The 15,870-nt window shown below is 60.0% G+C and carries 19 protein-coding genes; 6 read left to right on the top strand and 13 right to left on the bottom strand.

Annotated features, from left to right (window positions below; genetic code table 11):
* Positions 1–2 precede the first annotated feature (2 nt).
* Both QD409_RS09305 and QD409_RS09300 read left to right on the top strand, forming a co-directional pair.
* Positions 3–326 carry a YggT family protein gene (locus tag QD409_RS09305; RefSeq protein ID WP_092849629.1) on the top strand — a complete coding sequence of 108 codons (324 nt, stop codon included), beginning with the start codon at positions 3–5 and terminating at the stop codon, positions 324–326.
* Entirely contained in the window at positions 323–637 is a 315-nt protein-coding gene (locus QD409_RS09300; protein WP_092849626.1) for a DUF167 domain-containing protein, read from the top strand. The genes QD409_RS09305 and QD409_RS09300 overlap by 4 nt, the downstream gene beginning before the upstream one ends.
* Here the strand turns inward: QD409_RS09300 and ppa are convergent, their stop codons facing one another.
* The 5 genes from ppa to QD409_RS09275 form a co-directional block, all read right to left on the bottom strand.
* Positions 638–1,174 (bottom strand): inorganic diphosphatase, encoded by a 537-nt coding sequence (gene ppa, locus QD409_RS09295; protein WP_092849624.1) that lies wholly within the window; start codon positions 1,172–1,174, stop codon positions 638–640.
* 97 nt (positions 1,175–1,271) lie between these two features.
* A complete protein-coding gene (locus QD409_RS09290; protein ID WP_092849621.1) occupies positions 1,272–1,778 on the bottom strand; it encodes a GNAT family N-acetyltransferase in 507 nt (168 codons plus the stop codon).
* A gap of 201 nt (positions 1,779–1,979) precedes the next feature.
* Positions 1,980–3,797 (bottom strand): translational GTPase TypA, encoded by a 1,818-nt coding sequence (gene typA, locus QD409_RS09285; protein WP_092849619.1) that lies wholly within the window; start codon positions 3,795–3,797, stop codon positions 1,980–1,982.
* Between the two features lie 173 nt (positions 3,798–3,970).
* Entirely contained in the window at positions 3,971–6,034 is a 2,064-nt protein-coding gene (locus tag QD409_RS09280; RefSeq protein WP_092849611.1) for a M3 family metallopeptidase, read from the bottom strand.
* 99 nt (positions 6,035–6,133) lie between these two features.
* Positions 6,134–6,775: a LysE family translocator gene (locus tag QD409_RS09275; RefSeq protein ID WP_092849604.1), complete on the bottom strand. Its 642-nt coding sequence runs from the start codon at positions 6,773–6,775 to the stop codon at positions 6,134–6,136.
* A 161-nt stretch (positions 6,776–6,936) separates the two neighbouring features.
* On the opposite strand from QD409_RS09275, the gene QD409_RS09270 reads away from it, so the two are divergent.
* On the top strand, positions 6,937–7,419 hold the full coding sequence (locus QD409_RS09270) for a MarR family winged helix-turn-helix transcriptional regulator (RefSeq protein WP_092849601.1): 483 nt from the start codon (positions 6,937–6,939) through the stop codon (positions 7,417–7,419).
* Between the two features lie 79 nt (positions 7,420–7,498).
* On the opposite strand, the gene QD409_RS09265 is transcribed toward QD409_RS09270, so the two are convergent.
* Positions 7,499–8,722 (bottom strand): argininosuccinate synthase, encoded by a 1,224-nt coding sequence (locus QD409_RS09265; RefSeq protein ID WP_092849592.1) that lies wholly within the window; start codon positions 8,720–8,722, stop codon positions 7,499–7,501.
* Between the two features lie 180 nt (positions 8,723–8,902).
* On the opposite strand from QD409_RS09265, the gene QD409_RS09260 reads away from it, so the two are divergent.
* Positions 8,903–9,757, top strand: coding sequence for an SDR family NAD(P)-dependent oxidoreductase (locus tag QD409_RS09260; RefSeq protein ID WP_092849587.1), 855 nt, complete (start codon positions 8,903–8,905; stop codon positions 9,755–9,757).
* 63 nt (positions 9,758–9,820) lie between these two features.
* Positions 9,821–10,462 (top strand): LysE family translocator, encoded by a 642-nt coding sequence (locus tag QD409_RS09255; RefSeq protein ID WP_430762509.1) that lies wholly within the window; start codon positions 9,821–9,823, stop codon positions 10,460–10,462.
* On the opposite strand, the gene QD409_RS09250 is transcribed toward QD409_RS09255, so the two are convergent.
* From QD409_RS09250 to QD409_RS09230, 5 genes are all read right to left on the bottom strand, one after another.
* A complete protein-coding gene (locus tag QD409_RS09250) occupies positions 10,446–10,874 on the bottom strand; it encodes a hypothetical protein (protein WP_092849581.1) in 429 nt (142 codons plus the stop codon). The genes QD409_RS09255 and QD409_RS09250 overlap by 17 nt on opposite strands.
* A 5-nt stretch (positions 10,875–10,879) precedes the next feature.
* A complete protein-coding gene (gene rlmN / locus QD409_RS09245) occupies positions 10,880–12,115 on the bottom strand; it encodes a 23S rRNA (adenine(2503)-C(2))-methyltransferase RlmN (RefSeq protein ID WP_430762508.1) in 1,236 nt (411 codons plus the stop codon).
* A gap of 289 nt (positions 12,116–12,404) precedes the next feature.
* A complete protein-coding gene (locus QD409_RS09240) occupies positions 12,405–12,959 on the bottom strand; it encodes an invasion associated locus B family protein (RefSeq protein WP_092849472.1) in 555 nt (184 codons plus the stop codon).
* Between the two features lie 333 nt (positions 12,960–13,292).
* On the bottom strand, positions 13,293–13,682 hold the full coding sequence (locus tag QD409_RS09235) for a YkvA family protein (protein WP_092849469.1): 390 nt from the start codon (positions 13,680–13,682) through the stop codon (positions 13,293–13,295).
* Positions 13,683–13,748: 66 nt separating this feature from the next.
* Positions 13,749–14,054, bottom strand: a complete 306-nt coding sequence (locus QD409_RS09230) for a 4a-hydroxytetrahydrobiopterin dehydratase (protein WP_092849467.1) — start codon at positions 14,052–14,054, stop codon at positions 13,749–13,751.
* A gap of 35 nt (positions 14,055–14,089) precedes the next feature.
* Here QD409_RS09230 and QD409_RS09225 point away from each other — a divergent pair, with 35 nt between their 5' ends.
* Complete coding sequence (locus QD409_RS09225) at positions 14,090–14,572, top strand: low molecular weight protein-tyrosine-phosphatase (RefSeq protein WP_092849464.1); 483 nt, start codon at positions 14,090–14,092, stop codon at positions 14,570–14,572.
* Here the strand turns inward: QD409_RS09225 and thpR are convergent.
* Positions 14,503–15,099, bottom strand: a complete 597-nt coding sequence (gene thpR, locus QD409_RS09220) for an RNA 2',3'-cyclic phosphodiesterase (protein WP_092849461.1) — start codon at positions 15,097–15,099, stop codon at positions 14,503–14,505. The two genes, QD409_RS09225 and thpR, sit on opposite strands and share 70 nt — an antisense overlap.
* A 68-nt stretch (positions 15,100–15,167) precedes the next feature.
* Positions 15,168–15,818 (bottom strand): arylesterase, encoded by a 651-nt coding sequence (locus QD409_RS09215; protein ID WP_092849458.1) that lies wholly within the window; start codon positions 15,816–15,818, stop codon positions 15,168–15,170.
* Positions 15,819–15,870 lie beyond the last annotated feature (52 nt).

Genomic DNA, 15,870 nt, shown 5'->3' with positions numbered 1-15,870 from the left:
ACATGTCTGTCAACCGCGAAATGGAGACGGACATGCTCGCTTTATTTCAAACCATTGATCTGGCTTTGAATCTTTACACCTGGGTGCTGATCGGCAGCGCTATCTTTTCCTGGCTCTATGCTTTCAACGTCATCAATTCGAGCAATCAGTTCGTCAGCTCCATCGGCAGCTTCCTTTATGCGGTCACCGAGCCGGCATTGCGCCCGATCCGCCGCATCCTGCCCGATCTCGGCGGCATCGACATCTCGCCGGTCATCCTGCTGCTCATCATCTTCTTCATTAGGTCGCTGATGTGGAACTCGCTGGTTCCGCTGTTCCTGCGGTGAACAGGCCCTGGCAGGCGTCCTCGGATCACCTGCGACTATCCGTGCGTCTCACGCCCAATGGCGGGCGCGACGCGATTGATGGCGTTGAGACCGGCAGCGATGGCGAATGCTATCTGAAGGCGCGCGTCTCGGTCGCGCCGGAGAAGGGCAAGGCCAACAAGGCGCTGATCGCGCTGCTTGCCAAGAGCCTCGGCATCCCCAAATCCTCGCTCGAGCTGCTCAGCGGCGATACCGCTCGTAAAAAAATCCTCCGGATCGATGGCGACCCGGAGGATTTGGCAGAAAGATTAAACGCTATCGCGAAGGGCTGATCAGGCCTTTGCCTTCTTGGCGCGCTCGATAGCTTCGATGATGAGTTCGCCAGCTTCCTTGGAACCGCCCCAGCCGAAGATCTTGACCCACTTGCCGGGTTCCAGATCCTTGTAGTGCTCGAAGAAGTGCTCGATCTGCTTCACCGTGATTTCCGGAAGATCGGTATATTCCTTGACCTTCTCGTAGCGCAGCGTCAGCTTCGGCGACGGAACGGCGATGATCTTCTCGTCCTTGCCGGAATTGTCTTCCATCTTCAGCACGCCGATCGGGCGAACATTGATGACGCAGCCGGGAACCAGCGGACGGGTGCTGGCGATCAGCACGTCGATCGGGTCGCCATCTTCGGAGAGGGTGTGAGGAACGAAGCCGTAATTGCCCGGGTAGGTCATCGGCGTATAGAGGAAACGGTCAACGACCAGCGTGCCGGCCTCCTTGTCCATTTCGTACTTGATCGGATGACCGCCGACCGGCACTTCAACGATGACGTTGACGTCTTCGGGCGGGTTCTTGCCAATGGAAATCGCGTCGATACGCATACATGTCCCCTAATAAGGATGGTTGCCGCCCGCCAAATAATAGGATTCATGCCGCAACGCAACAACGCATCGGAAAAGCGGCGGATTTAGTTGGCGCTTACGGCCAGACGAAACCGATCTTCTTAAGCCGTCTGTGATCGAAGGTCTCGATGCCTTCGCAGAAATCGACACCGCCCTGGCCGCGATAGAAGCGATCGGCATTTTCATTTTCTTCTAGGCACCAGACCACCAGCCCCTTGCAGCCGAGCGACTTCAACAGCCGGCGGGCCTCGCCGAAAAGCATGCGCCCCATGCCCAGACCCTGATATTGCGGACGCAGATAAAGCTCGTAGATCTCGCCTTCCTGCGGAAGGGCGCGGGCACGGTTGAGCCCGAGCGTGGCATAACCGGCAATTTCGCCGGCAACGTCCAGAACCAGCAGCGTAGCCGGCCCGCTGGTCGCCTTGCGCCACCAGCCTTCGCCGCGGCGCTCGATCATCTGGCCAAGAGCGCGATGCGGAATGATGCCGGCATAGGTGTACTGCCACGACTGGCGGTGCACCTCCGAAATGGCTCGGGCATCATGGGGTTCTGCCCGCCGAACATCAATCGACAACGTCTTCATAACGTCTACTCTGGTCTCGCGAACGCGAATTAACCATCCTCATTCATAAAGATGGCAAACTTGCCCACAGGCTTTATCCGTGGATCGTCCCTAAAAATTAACGACTTTTTAACCTTTAGGACAAGGGCTCAAAAACCGAACACACAAAATAAAAACCCCGGCACAATGGCCGGGGTCGTACGATTCCAGGCAGTTTGGCTATCAGGCCAGACGGGCCTTCTCGAAGCGCTTACGCTCGTTCGGATCGAGATACATCTTGCGCAGGCGGATCGACTTCGGCGTGACTTCGACCAGTTCGTCGTCCTGAATCCAGGAGAGAGCGCGGTCGAGCGTCATGCGGATGGGCGGCGTCAGCTTCACGGCTTCATCCTTGCCGGCGGCGCGGATGTTGGTGAGCTTCTTGCCCTTCAGCACGTTGACTTCGAGGTCGTTGTCGCGGGTGTGGATGCCGATGATCATGCCGGCATAGACCTTCTCGCCGGCGTCGATGATCATCGGGCCGCGGTCTTCCAGGTTGAACAGGGCATAGGCCACGGCTTCGCCGGACTCGTTGGCGAGCAGAACGCCGTTGACGCGGCCGACGATATCACCCTTGTAGGGCTGGTAGTCGTGGAACAGGCGGTTCATGACGGCGGTGCCGCGCGTGTCGGTCAGAAGTTCCGACTGGTAGCCGATGAGACCACGGGTCGGCGCCCAGAACACGAGACGGACGCGATTGCCGCCGGACGGACGCAGCTCGGCCATTTCGGCCTTACGCTCCGACATCTTCTGCACGACGATACCCGAATGCTCTTCATCGACGTCGATGACGACTTCTTCGATCGGCTCAAGAAGCTGGCCGCTCTCGTCCTTGTGCATGACGACGCGCGGACGCGACACGGCAAGCTCGAAGCCTTCGCGGCGCATGGTTTCGATCAGAACTGCGAGCTGCAATTCGCCGCGGCCGGAGACGTAGAACGAATCCTTGCCTTCGGCTTCTTCGATCTTCAGCGCGACGTTGCCTTCGGCTTCCTTGAACAAACGGTCGCGGATGACGCGCGAGGTAACCTTGTCACCCTCGGTGCCGGCATAGGGGCTGTCGTTGACGATGAACGACATGGTGACGGTCGGCGGGTCGATCGGCTGCGCGATCAGTGGCTCGGTGACCTGCGGATCGCAGAAGGTGTCGGCGACGGTGCCCTTGGAAAGGCCGGCGATGGCGACGATGTCGCCTGCCTGCGCTTCTTCGATCGGCTGACGCTCGATACCACGGAAGGCGAGGATCTTCGAGATACGGCCGGTTTCGATGAGGTTGCCGTCGGCACCCAGAACCTTGACGGCCTGGTTCGGCTTGATCGAGCCGGAATGGATGCGGCCGGTGATGATGCGGCCGAGGAAGGGGTTGGCTTCGAGGATGGTGCCGATCATGCGGAACGGACCTTCGCCGACGGTCGGCTGCGGAACGTGCTTGACGACAAGATCGAGAAGCGGGCCGAGGCCTTCTTCCTTCGGACCCTCGGGCGAATAGTTCATCCAGCCGTTACGGCCGGAACCGTAGAGGATCGGGAAGTCCAGCTGCTCGTCGGTGGCGTCGAGATTGGCGAAGAGGTCGAAGACTTCGTTGATGACTTCGTCGGCGCGGGCATCCGGACGGTCGATCTTGTTGATCGCAACGATCGGGCGCAGGCCAACCTTCAGAGCCTTGCCGACGACGAACTTTGTCTGCGGCATCGGGCCTTCAGCGGCGTCGACGAGAACGATCGCGCCATCCACCATCGAGAGAATACGCTCGACTTCACCGCCGAAGTCGGCGTGGCCGGGTGTGTCGACGATGTTGATGCGGGTATCCTTCCAGACGACCGAGGTCGCCTTGGCGAGAATGGTGATGCCGCGTTCCTTTTCGAGGTCGTTCGAATCCATGACGCGTTCGGCAACGCGCTGGTTCTCGCGGAAGGAGCCGGACTGCTTCAGGAGCTCGTCGACGAGGGTGGTTTTCCCATGGTCAACGTGCGCGATGATCGCGATGTTGCGAAGTGCCATATGTCTTTATCTCTGAGGCTGGGGCGCAGTGTGTAGTAAACACGCCAATTGCATTTGGCGCGCTCATACCCTTTTTTTCGCGAATGCGAAAGGGGGGAGGCGCGAAAGCTCGTTCGCAAGCCTCTTTACATGACGCAAGGCAATGCCGAAACCCCAAACTCCAGGGGCGAAGATCAGGCCGCCAGCCCCTTCTTCTTCAGCATCGCATCCGGGCTCGGCAGCTTGCCGCGGAAGGCCTTGTAGGTTTCTTCCGGGTCGATCGAGCCGCCGACGGAATAGATATTGGCCTTCAGCTTTTCGGCCATATCCGGATTGAAGGCATCGCCGGTATCCTCGAAGGCGGCGAAGGCATCAGCGTCAAGCACTTCCGACCACATGTAGGAATAATAGCCCGCCGAATAGCCGTCGCCGGAAAACACATGCTGGAAGTGCGGCGTCGCATGGCGCATGACGATCGACTTCGGCATACCGATCTCCGAAAGCACCTGCCCTTGCACCGCCATCGGATCCTCGACCGCGCCGCGGGTATGGAAGGCCATGTCGACCAGAGCCGAAGAGGTGAACTCGACGGTATTGAAGCCGGCATTGAAGGTGCGGGCCGCCAGAACCTTGTCGAGCAGCGCCTGCGGGATCGGCGCGCCGGTCTCATAGTGGACGGCATATTCCTTGAGGATGGCGGGCACCGTCAGCCAATGTTCATAGAGCTGCGACGGCAGTTCGACGAAGTCGCGGGAAACGCCGGTTCCGGAAACCGAAGGATAGGTAACGTTGGAAAGCATGCCGTGCAGCGCATGGCCGAATTCATGGAATAGCGTACGCGCATCATCGAGCGACAGCAGCGCTGGCTTGCCTTCGGCCGGCTTGGCGAAATTGCAGACATTGTAGATGATCGGCAGCTCGCCGACATGACCGTTCTTCAGCGGCAGCTTATGCTGCGACTGGAACGAACTCATCCAGGCGCCGGAGCGCTTGGAGCCGCGGGCAAAGTAATCGCCGAGGAACAAAGCGACGAGCTTGCCTGAGCGATCGCGGATCTCGAAGACGCGCACGTCGGGATGATAGGCGGGAATGCCCTTCTGCTCGACGGCCTTGATGCCGAACAGCCGGCCGGCGACGTCGAAGCAGGCGACGATGATCTTCTCGAGCTGCAGATAGGGCTTCAGCTCAGTTTCGGAGAAATCGAATTTCCGTGTGCGGATCTTCTCGGCATAGTGCCGCCAGTCCCAGGGCATGACCTCGTGATTGCGACCCTCTTCGGCGATCAGGGCGGCAATATCCCTTTCTTCCTCACCGGCACGAGCCGCCGCCTTGGACCATACGGCCACCAGCAGATCGTTCACCGCCGTCGGCGTCTTCGCCATGGTGTTGTCGAGCTTCAGCTCCGCGAAGTTGGCATAGCCGAGCAGCTTGGCCTTCTCCGCCCGCAGCGCCAGCGTCTCGCGGATAATCTCGCGATTGTCGGTCTTGCCGCCATTGGCACCGCGCGCAACCCAGGCGTTGAAGGCCTGCTCGCGCAGATCACGGCGCTCTGATGATGTCAGGAACGGCTCGATGATCGAGCGCGACAGCGTAACGGCATATTTGCCCTCTTCGCCGCGTTCACGCGCAGCTGCCGCCATCGCATCGCGCAAATAGTCTGGGAGACCGGCGAGATCCGCTTCCTCCGACAGCAGAAGTGCCCAGCTCTTTTCATCGGCAAGCACGTTCTGACCAAATTGCGCACCGAGGCCGGCGAGCGTCTCGTTGATCGCGGAAAGCCGCTCCTGCTCAGCTTTCGGCAGCTTGGCGCCTGCCTTGACGAAGCCCTTCCAGTGCCGCTCCAGCACGCGGGTCTCTTCCAGCGTCAAGGCAAGTTTGTCACGGCCGTCCCAAAGGGTGTCGATGCGCGCAAAGAGCGCCGCATTCGTGCCGATCTTCGAATAGTGCCGCGCCATCTTCGGCGCGATCTCGCGCTCCAGCGCCTGGATGGTCTCGTTGGTATGAGCGCCGGCCTTGTTCCAGAAGAGCGCCGAAATGCGCGACAGCTCGTCGCCCGCGAGTTCGAGCGCGATCACGGTATTGGCGAAGGTCGGCGCCGCGCTGTCACCGGCGATGGCATCGATCTCTGCTTCATGCGCCGCGAGCGCCGCATCGAAGGCCGCGGCAAAATCCGTATCCTTCACCGCATCGAAACGCGGCAGCCCCTGATGTCCGGTCCATTCGATAAGAGCGGGATTGACGGCGGCAAGTGAAGACATTCAGGGCATCCTTTCGACAGACATCTGATCGAAGCACGATATAAGACGACCCCCGCCGAATTGGTATGGCGCAAGCCGAACAAATTCAAAGAGGAGCGATCAAGCCCTGCGCCAGCCGAGCAGGCCCGGAGTGGCGTGCCAAAGAGCCTGCACCGCAAAACCCATGAAGAGCACGCCCGAGCAACGCACGATCAGCCGCTCATGGGCGCGGTAGAAGCGCCGCACGGCACTCGCTCCGATGATGCTGATCAGGATGAGATCGGCAGTTATGAAACCAATGAAAGAAACGATGAGCAGCAGCGGCAAGGCGCTGAAAGTGAGCGCACTGGCGGAGCCCGCCACCAAGGCGGTAAACGTTGCCAACGCGACAGGGTATCCCTTGGGATTGGTCACGCCGAAGATCAGGCCGCGGCGGAAAGGGCGGTCGACGGTGACGAGCGACTTGCCATCGCCCTTCGGCTTGGCTGTTACTGCGCTCCAGCCGATCCAGGCAAGATAGAAGCCACACAGCAATCCAAGGAGATCGAAAACGAAGGTTCCGATGGTTTTGGCGCCGACGATGGCGACCAGGGCAAGCGTCGACCAGACGAGATCGCCCAGAAGGTGGCCGCTGACGAAAAACGCACCCGCCTTGCGCCCCTGCCCGGCGCCGATGCCGAGCAGCGCCAGGAAGGCAGGGCCGGGAATCAGCACATAGAACAGCGCCGCCAGAAAAGCGCCGACAACAAGCGATTGCGTCATGATTGGGGGTCCCTACTGCTGATCGCGCGAGAGTAGCAATATCCTGAATCCGGTCAAGCCGCCGCTCATTTATGGCCCAAGAAGGCGTTGTGTTCATAGGTCTAAACCAATAAGAACGTGGGTGGGGCCTAAAACTGAAAAGCGTAGGTAGGGAAACGCTTATGAACAGCAGGATTAATACGGATTCGCTCGCTTTTCTTGTGAGCGACTGCGCCCGCTTGATCAGAACGGCCTTTGAGCGACGCATTCTTGTCGCAGGGCTCGGCCTGACGGCGGGCGAAGCGAGAACTCTGATGCAGGTTGCCGCCATCAACGGAAGTCGCCAGCTTGACATCGCCTCCAGGATGGGGTTGGAGCCGATGACAGTCAGCGCCTTTTTGGACAAGTTGCAAGCACGAGGTCTGATCGAACGTCAACCGGATCCGCTCGACCGCCGTGCCAAGCGGATCGTGCTTTCGGAATCGGCGGAAGCCAAGCTGACGCAGATCGACAGAGAAGTCTGCGAAGTCGAGCGAAATGCGACGCAGGGCTTCGGCAAGGATCTGCAAATTCAGTTGCACGACGCGCTCTGCGCCTTTCGCAGCAATCTTCAGAAGGCCGAAGCGCCTGCAGAGGTCGAACGCGAATTGAGGCCGGTGGACTAATTCCAGCAGCAGCGCCTTCTACAAAAGAAAAGCCCGCTTCCGACGACCGGAAGCGGGCTTTTCTGCATCTGGATATCAGTTACTTCGACAGGTTGCGCTTGGCGAGCGTGCGCAGGCGCAGTGCGTTGAGCTTGATGAAGCCGGCTGCGTCCTTCTGGTCGTAGGCGCCCTGGTCGTCCTCGAAGGTGACCAGCTTGTCGGAATAGAGCGACTTCGGGCTCTCGCGGCCGATGGTCATGACATTGCCCTTGTAGAGCTTCAGCGTCACTTCGCCTTCGACATGCTCCTGGCTCTTGTCGATCAGCGCCTGCAGCATTTCGCGCTCCGGCGAGAACCAGAAGCCGTAATAGATCAGCTCGGCATAGCGCGGCATCAGCTCGTCCTTGAGGTGCGCGGCACCGCGGTCGAGCGTGATGGATTCGATGGCGCGGTGCGCTGCGAGCAGGATCGTGCCGCCGGGGGTCTCGTAGACGCCACGCGACTTCATGCCGACGAAACGGTTCTCGACAAGGTCGAGGCGGCCGATACCGTTGTCGCGTCCGTATTCGTTCAGCTTCGCAAGCAGCGTTGCCGGGCTCAGGCGCTGACCGTTGATCGAAACGGCATCACCCTTTTCGAAGCCGACCTTGATGATCGTTGCCTTGTCGGGCGCAGCTTCCGGGGAAATGGTGCGCATGTGCACATATTCCGGGGCTTCCTGGGCGGGATCTTCCAGAACCTTGCCTTCAGAGGAGGAGTGCAGCAGATTGGCGTCGACGGAGAACGGCGCTTCGCCCTTCTTGTCCTTGGCAACTGGAATCTGGTGCTTCTCGGCGAATTCGAGCAGGTCGGTACGGCTCTTGAACGACCAGTCGCGCCAGGGAGCGATGATCTTGATGTCCGGGTTCAGCGCGTAGGCCGAAAGCTCGAAGCGGACCTGGTCGTTGCCCTTGCCGGTGGCGCCATGCGCGATGGCATCGGCGCCGGTCTTCTTGGCAATCTCGATGAGGTGCTTGGAGATCAGCGGACGGGCGATCGACGTGCCGAGCAGGTAGACGCCTTCATAGACGGCATTGGCGCGGAACATCGGGAAGACGAAATCGCGCACGAATTCTTCGCGCACGTCCTCGATGTAGATTTCCTTGATGCCGAGCAGTTCGGCCTTCTTGCGCGCCGGCTCCAGCTCTTCGCCCTGACCGAGATCGGCGGTGAAGGTCACGACTTCGGCGCCCAGCTCCGTCTGGAGCCACTTCAGGATAATCGAGGTGTCGAGGCCGCCGGAATAGGCGAGAACGACTTTCTTCACGTCTTTATGTGATGCCATGGTGAGTTCCGTTTCAAGGCGAGCCAGGGGAGAGGCCCGCAAACCTGTATCGCGGAACTTTTAGCGAGATTATCGTGAGGCGCAAGGGGAAGCGCTGCATCGCCGCCTCCGGCGGGTTTGACACGCCTTCGGAAAGCTCCATATTCGGCGGCGAGCAAGCATTGCCTGGAGGGCACGCCTTTGACCGATATTCAAGACATTTTCAAGAAATCCAATGTTGCCGTCGTCACCGGCGGCGCATCCGGCATCGGCTTTGCCGCAGCGAAATATTTCGCCTCGCTCGGCATGAGCGTCGCCATTGCCGACCTCGGCGGCGATCGGCTGGCACAAGCGGCCGCCGAACTCAAGGCGATCACGGGGGAAGAGCACGTCCTGGCCATCGAGACCGACGTTGCGAGCAGGGAAGCGCTGGAAGCGTTGGAGCGCACGGTCCTGCAGCGTTTCGGCCGCGTGCATGTGCTGATGAACAATGCGGGCATCGGCCCGGAAACCTCGATCTTCAGCGCCCAGGCCGGCTGGGACGCCATCCTCGGTGTCAATCTGCTCGGCGTCATCAACGGCACCCGCGTCTTTGGACCGGGCATGCTCGCGCATGGCGAACCGGGCCTGATCATCAACACCGGCTCGAAGCAGGGCATCACCACGCCTCCCGGCAATCCCGCCTACAATGTCTCGAAGGCCGGCGTGAAGGTGTTCACCGAAGCGCTGCAGCACGAGCTGCGCAATACGGAAGGCGCAAAGATATCCGCGCACCTGCTGATCCCCGGCTTCGTCTTCACCGGCCTGACTAAGGGCGAACGCAAGGAAAAACCCGCCGGCGCCTGGACGCCGGAGCAGACGGTCGATTTCATGGTGGAAAGCCTTAAGCGCGGCGATTTCTACATTCTCTGCCCGGACAACGACGTCGCCCGACCTGTCGATGAACGCCGCATGTTGTGGGCAGCCGGCGATATCGTCGAGAACCGCCCGCCGCTGTCGCGCTGGCACCCCGACTATGCTGATCAATTCAAGGCATTCCTCGAAAAGAAGGATTGATTTGCAATCCCTCCAAAGCCGGATAGAAACACGCATCCCCTATCCGGTTTTCGGAGCAGCCCCGTGGACTTCATACCTAGCCTGCCGACCCTTCTTGCCTTTTCCGCAGCAAGCCTGCTGCTGGCGATGACGCCTGGCCCCGACATGACGCTGTCGATCAGCCGCGCGCTGGCGCAGGGCAAAAAGGCGGCGCTTTTCGTCGTGCTCGGCACCACGCTCGGCGTTGTCGTTCACACCTGCCTTGTGGCCTTTGGCATTTCCGCGCTGATTACGGCCTCGCCCATTGCCTTTACCGTCCTGAAGACCGGTGGCGCTGCCTATCTGCTGTGGCTGGCGATCCAGGCGATCCGCTTCGGCTCCAGCCTGTCGGTCAAGAAGGTCGATGCGGTCGGCGGAACGCCACTCGCCAACATCTCCAACGGCTTCTGGGTCAATCTGCTGAACCCGAAGGTCATCATCTTCTTCATGACCTTCCTGCCGCAGTTCGTCACGGCGGGCGATCCGGCCGTCACGCATAAGCTGCTCTTCCTCGGCTTCTTCTTTATCGTGATCGGCATGCCGGTGAACATGCTTGTCGTTCTTGCCGCCGATGGCCTGTCGTCCTGGCTGCAGAGAAACCGCGGCGTGATGCGCGGCCTGGATTACACCTTTGCCAGCGTTTTCTCGATCTTCGCGGTGAAGATCTTCTTCACTCAGGCTCGCTGAGAACAGCGCGACGCCCGGCAAACCGACCGGCGATCCACCAGTAGACGGTGGCACTGACGGCACCCAGGAAGGCGAAGCAGACTACGATAGTGATTAGATTGAGGGTCTGCGGCCGCTCCACGCTGCCTGAAATCAAAATGGAGGCGACGGCCGACAGGACGGCGCCGTAGATCGCGTAACCGTACCAGCGGCGCATACCGAGCCATTCCAGGATCAGGATGATCACGATGGATGGCAGGATGCTGACGATCATGGCGAGCTTGGTCAGCGCGATCGTCAGTGCGAAAAGCTCGGGCGCCGCCGTATCCGGCATCGTCCATGCGGCAACGCAGGCAAGCACGAAGCCCATCATAGCGCAAGCAGCGACATAGCCCCATAAGAGGCGTATCGGCTTGCGCAGTCCGACGAGCATAGAGCTCAATCCTCGCCGTGATTGGCGATCATCATTGCTTCGAAAGCCAATCTCTCCGTCTTGCGCATGCGTTCCGACTCCGACTTCAACTGGCCGCAGGCGGCGAGAATGTCACGCCCGCGCGGCGTACGGATCGGCGAGGCATAACCGGCCGAATTGATGAAATCGGCGAACTTCTCGATCTGCTCCCAGTCCGAACACTGATAGTTCGTGCCGGGCCAGGGGTTGAAGGGGATCAGGTTGATCTTGGCCGGAACGCCCTTCAAGAGCTGGATCAGCCCCTTCGCGTCCTCGAGGCTGTCGTTGACGCCCTTCAGCATCACATATTCGAAGGTGATGCGACGCGCATTCGACAGGCCCGGATAGGCGCGGCAGGCGTCCATCAGCTCCTTCAGCGGATATTTCTTGTTGATCGGCACCAGCATGTCACGCAGATCGTCGCGCACGGCATGCAGCGAGATCGCCAGCATGACGCCGATCTCGTCGCCGGTGCGGTAGATTTCCGGTACGACGCCAGAGGTCGAAAGCGTGATGCGCCGCTTCGAGAGGGACAGGCCGTCGCCGTCGGAGGCAATCAACAGCGCCGTCTTGACGCTGTCGAAATTATAAAGCGGCTCGCCCATGCCCATCATGACGATGTTGCTGACCTTGCGGCCTTCCGCCGGCATGATCGTGCCCTGCGGCGCTTCACGATCCGGAAAATCGCCAAGCCGGTCGCGCGCCAGCAGCAGCTGCGACAGGATCTCTTCCGCCGTCAGGTTGCGCACCAGCCGCTGCGTGCCGGTATGACAGAAGGAACAGGTCAGCGAGCAGCCGACCTGGCTGGAAATGCAAAGCGTGCCGCGGCCCTCTTCCGGAATATAGACGGCCTCGATCTCGACCGGGCGGCCGGCGCCGCGCGGCGGGAAGCGGAGCAGCCACTTGCGGGTGCCGTCATTGGAGACCTGCTCCTCGACGATCTCAGGACGAGCGATAGTGAAATGCGTCTTCAGCATCTCTCGCATGTCTTTTGAGACATTCACCATGGCATCGAAATCGGAGACGCCGCGCACATAGATCCAGTTCCAGAGCTGGCTGACGCGCATCTTGATCTGCTTGTCGGCGACGCCCTTTTCCTTGAGAGCGGCACCCATTTCCTCGCGCGTCAGGCCGATCAGCGACGGTTTCGGCGAAAGCTCGACCGGCTGCGATACGGGCATCGGCTTGAGCTTGGAGGGGGTCATGACATCGGTGGCAGACATAGGATCATTCCAACGGTTCACATCGGCAATGCCGCAAAAGCTGACGAAAGCTGCGGATGCGGGCAAGGCACGGAAATCTGAAGATTCGCGCGGTGGCGGGACACACGGTCTGCCGGACACCTGCTGTTGGCGCGGCCTTTAGCATTAATTTCCGCCCGCGTCATCCCTTTCCCTCAAAAGCAAAGGCTGGGCCTTCAAAAGCAAAAGGCCGGTCGTCTTGACCGGCCTTGTTCATTGCGGTCGCGGCAACGGGAGGATCACATTAGCGTGATCCCTCGGCCCCTCGATCTTACTTGCAGTTCTCGATCTGCTTCAGCGCAGCGCTGACGCCCTTCAGCGAATAGGTATAGGACGTCGCCGTACCCTTCTTCGAAGTCGCCGTAACCTTCAGCGAGTGACCGGACTTCAGGGCGGCAACCAGCGCAGGCTCCTGCGCGGCATTCTCGACCCAGGCGGCCTTGTCCTTGGTGAACATCACGAAGGTCTTGTTGTCGATGACGACGTTGACCTTGGAGCTCTCCTTGAGCGGATAGCCCATCATCGCCTGCGGTTCATAGGAAATGTTCTGGCCCGGACGCTGGGACACGATGAAGAAGTTCTCGCCATGGTCGATACCCGATGGCGGCGCCTTGGCCGTCGGCACCGAGAGAACGTAGCAGACCTTGCCACCGGCGGACTGGTAGGAGTAGGCGCCCCAGGCGTCAAACTGCTGGATGCGCGAAGGAGAGGCCGGCGCCGCCGCTACAGGTGCCTGCGGCTGCTTCTGCTTTTTGGTCTGCGCGGACGCGATGCCGGTTCCGGCCAGAACGAGCGAGAGGGCGATTGCGAAGCTTTTTACAAACATGGTTTCCTGCCGATTTCTTGCGGTCCAGAGCTCATGGCGATTCGATTAACGCACGCCTATGCTCGTGAGCTGCCCTATTTTGACTTTATTCAGGTTACCAAACCGTCAACGGAGCGCTGACCACTCTTGGCTCCGTTCCATTTCAATCAAGGTATCGAACGGAGCTTGAAACGCGTCAGAAGGAGTTGGAAAACCCGGATGGTGAAATACCACCCTACGGATTCGATTTAAGACAGAAAGATTCAGGCAAGAATTTGACCTCGCTAAAATCAGGGGAGCCTCATAAAGCTCTGGAAACCCGAGAGGATTCGGACCAGCCCCATAAAGCGGGCATCAGGCCGTCTTCATGGCCTCGGGTTCGCTCTCCAAAGCCCGATCGGCAGCATCGTAATGTTCCTGGCGGATATGGCCCCTGATCATGCTGAAGGCGAGCGTCAGCACGGCGATGTCGTCCGTATAGCCGATGACGGCAAAGAAATCGGGGATGATGTCGACAGGCATGACGAAATAGCCGAGCGCCGCCAGCAGGATGCCGCGAACGCGGGTCGGCGTTTGCGGATCGAGCGCACAATAGAAAGCGGCTACGACATCGCGCGAAAACGGAATATGACGAGCCGCTTTCCGTAAAGTCGGCCAGAATTTCCGGCGCACCGATTTCTCCTGCTCTTTTTGGGTCTCTTCATCACCAGGCATCAGGATTTCCCCGTACTTGATGTCATCCATTCCGTTCACCTCTATTCGCGCCCGTCGCCCGGACCGTGTAAACATATGGTGATCGCCTGACGCGATTCAATCGAGCCGGCGCGCGGCCGCCTTTTCCATCGCTTTTGCCAGCTTGACGTCGTAATCGGTCAGGCCGCCGGCGTCGTGCGTCGTCAGCTTCACCTCGACGCGGGAATAGACATTGAACCACTCCGGGTGATGGTTGAATTTTTCGGCGGCAAGTGCTGCTTCCGTCATGAAGCCGAAGGCCTCGACGAAATTGCGGAACTTGAAAGTCTTCGAAATCGAAAGTCCGTCGGACGCGAGTGCCCAACCGCCGAGTTCCGACAGGTTTTGATCGATTGCCGCGCGGTCCAGCTTCTCGTATTTCATGACACGTCACTCCTCTCTAGCGGTTGAACGATAGCATGGATCGTCACAGGGTTCTTTTCGTCTGCGCCGGCAATATCTGCCGGTCGCCCCTTGCCGAAGGCATCTTCAGGCACCTGGTTGCGCAGGCCGGTCGCACTTCAGAGTTTGAAATCGATTCGGCCGGCACCGGCGGCTGGCATCAGGGCGAGCAGCCGGATCGCCGCTCGATCGCCGCCGCGGCCGGACATGAAATCGACATTTCAGGCCAGCGAGCCCGCCGCATCGAACCAGCCGATTTCGGCCGGTTCGATCTGATCCTGGCGATGGATCAAGACAATTTGAAGAACTTGCGCAAGGCCGCGCCTGCCGATGCTCTCGGCAGGCTGCACCTCTTCAATGCCCTTGCGCTCGGCAGCAACAGGGACATTCCCGACCCCTATTATGGCGACCGCGAGGATTTCGAGGCTGTCTACACCATGCTCTTGGCTGGCTGCATCGCGCTTTTGCCCAAGGCCGGGAAGGCGCTGCGGGCTTCGTGAAGCGGGAATATCTCTTCGGTGAGATAGGGACCGCCGCCGACCGATTCGCGCGAGGACAGAAGCACGAAACGCCCCACCGTAAACGGTGACGTATAGAAGTTGCCGCGGCCGGAGAGATAGTGCACGACATCGTCGACCCGCGAGGATTTCAGCCTGGCGAGCGTGACATGCGGCGTGAACTTGCGGGGATCGGGCTGCAGACCGATGCGCTGGCAGATGCGCTCAATCTCGCCTTGCAGCGCGTGCATTTCCGGCGTCTGCGAGACTCCGGCCCAAACCGAATGCGGTTTCTTGGAGCCGAAGGAACCGATGCCCTCCAGCCGAAGCTGGAACTCAGGGCGATCTATCCGGTCCAGCCGGTCGACGATCTCATCCGCCGTGCGGCCATCGACATCGCCGATGAAGCGCAAAGTGATGTGATAGTTTTCAACGTCGATCCACCTGGCTCCCGGGAGACCACCGCGCAACAATGACAGGCTCATCGCCGCGTTGCGCGGAATTTCGAGGGCGGTAAAAAGTCTCGGCATCACGAGCACTCCCCGAATCTCTTGCAGGTATAAGTAGGGAATCACGCATTTGCAGTCGGTGCAAGCACCTATTTCGCACCTGCGTCAATCATCCCTACAAAACTTATAACGGCCGGTAAGATGCGCTCGACCACCACATCGACCCCCTTGGGGTTCGGATGCATGCCGTCCGAGAGTTGCAAATCCGCATGCGTGGCGACGCCATCGAGGAAGAACGGATAGAGCGCAAGCTGGTATTTGTCGGCCAGGCGCTTGTAGATCGGGTTGAACTTCTCGGCATAGTCCGAACCCATGTTCGGTGGCGCCAGCATGCCGACAAAGAAGATCGGGATCTTTCTGCCCTTCAACCGCTCGATCATCGTCTCGAGGTTCTTTTCCGTCTGCTCCGGCGGAATACCGCGAAGCGCGTCGTTGGCGCCCAGTTCCAGGATCACGCCGTCGGTGCCGTCGGGCACCGACCAGTCTATGCGCGAGAGCCCGCCGGAGGTCGTATCCCCGGAAACGCCGGCATCGGCGACGGCGGCATCCAGCCCCTTGGCCTTCAACGCCGCTTCCAGCTTGGCAGGAAAGCCGTCGCCGGGAGGGAGTTGATAGCCCGCCATCAGGCTGTCGCCGAGGCCGACCAGCTGGATCGCCCGCGCATTCGCAGCACCCGCCGCGCCAAACAAAAGACCGAAAGTGATGACAGCGAATTGAAGCGCAGCAACTTTAAAACCCATGATCCATTCCCTAAATTCGCTGTTCGGGCTCATCGCGCCCGCCATTGTCTCT

The sequence above is a fragment of the Rhizobium sp. BR 315 genome (assembly GCF_050577975.1).
Lineage (GTDB): Bacteria > Pseudomonadota > Alphaproteobacteria > Rhizobiales > Rhizobiaceae > Rhizobium > Rhizobium miluonense.
This window is presented reverse-complemented; position numbering and strand designations above follow the sequence as displayed.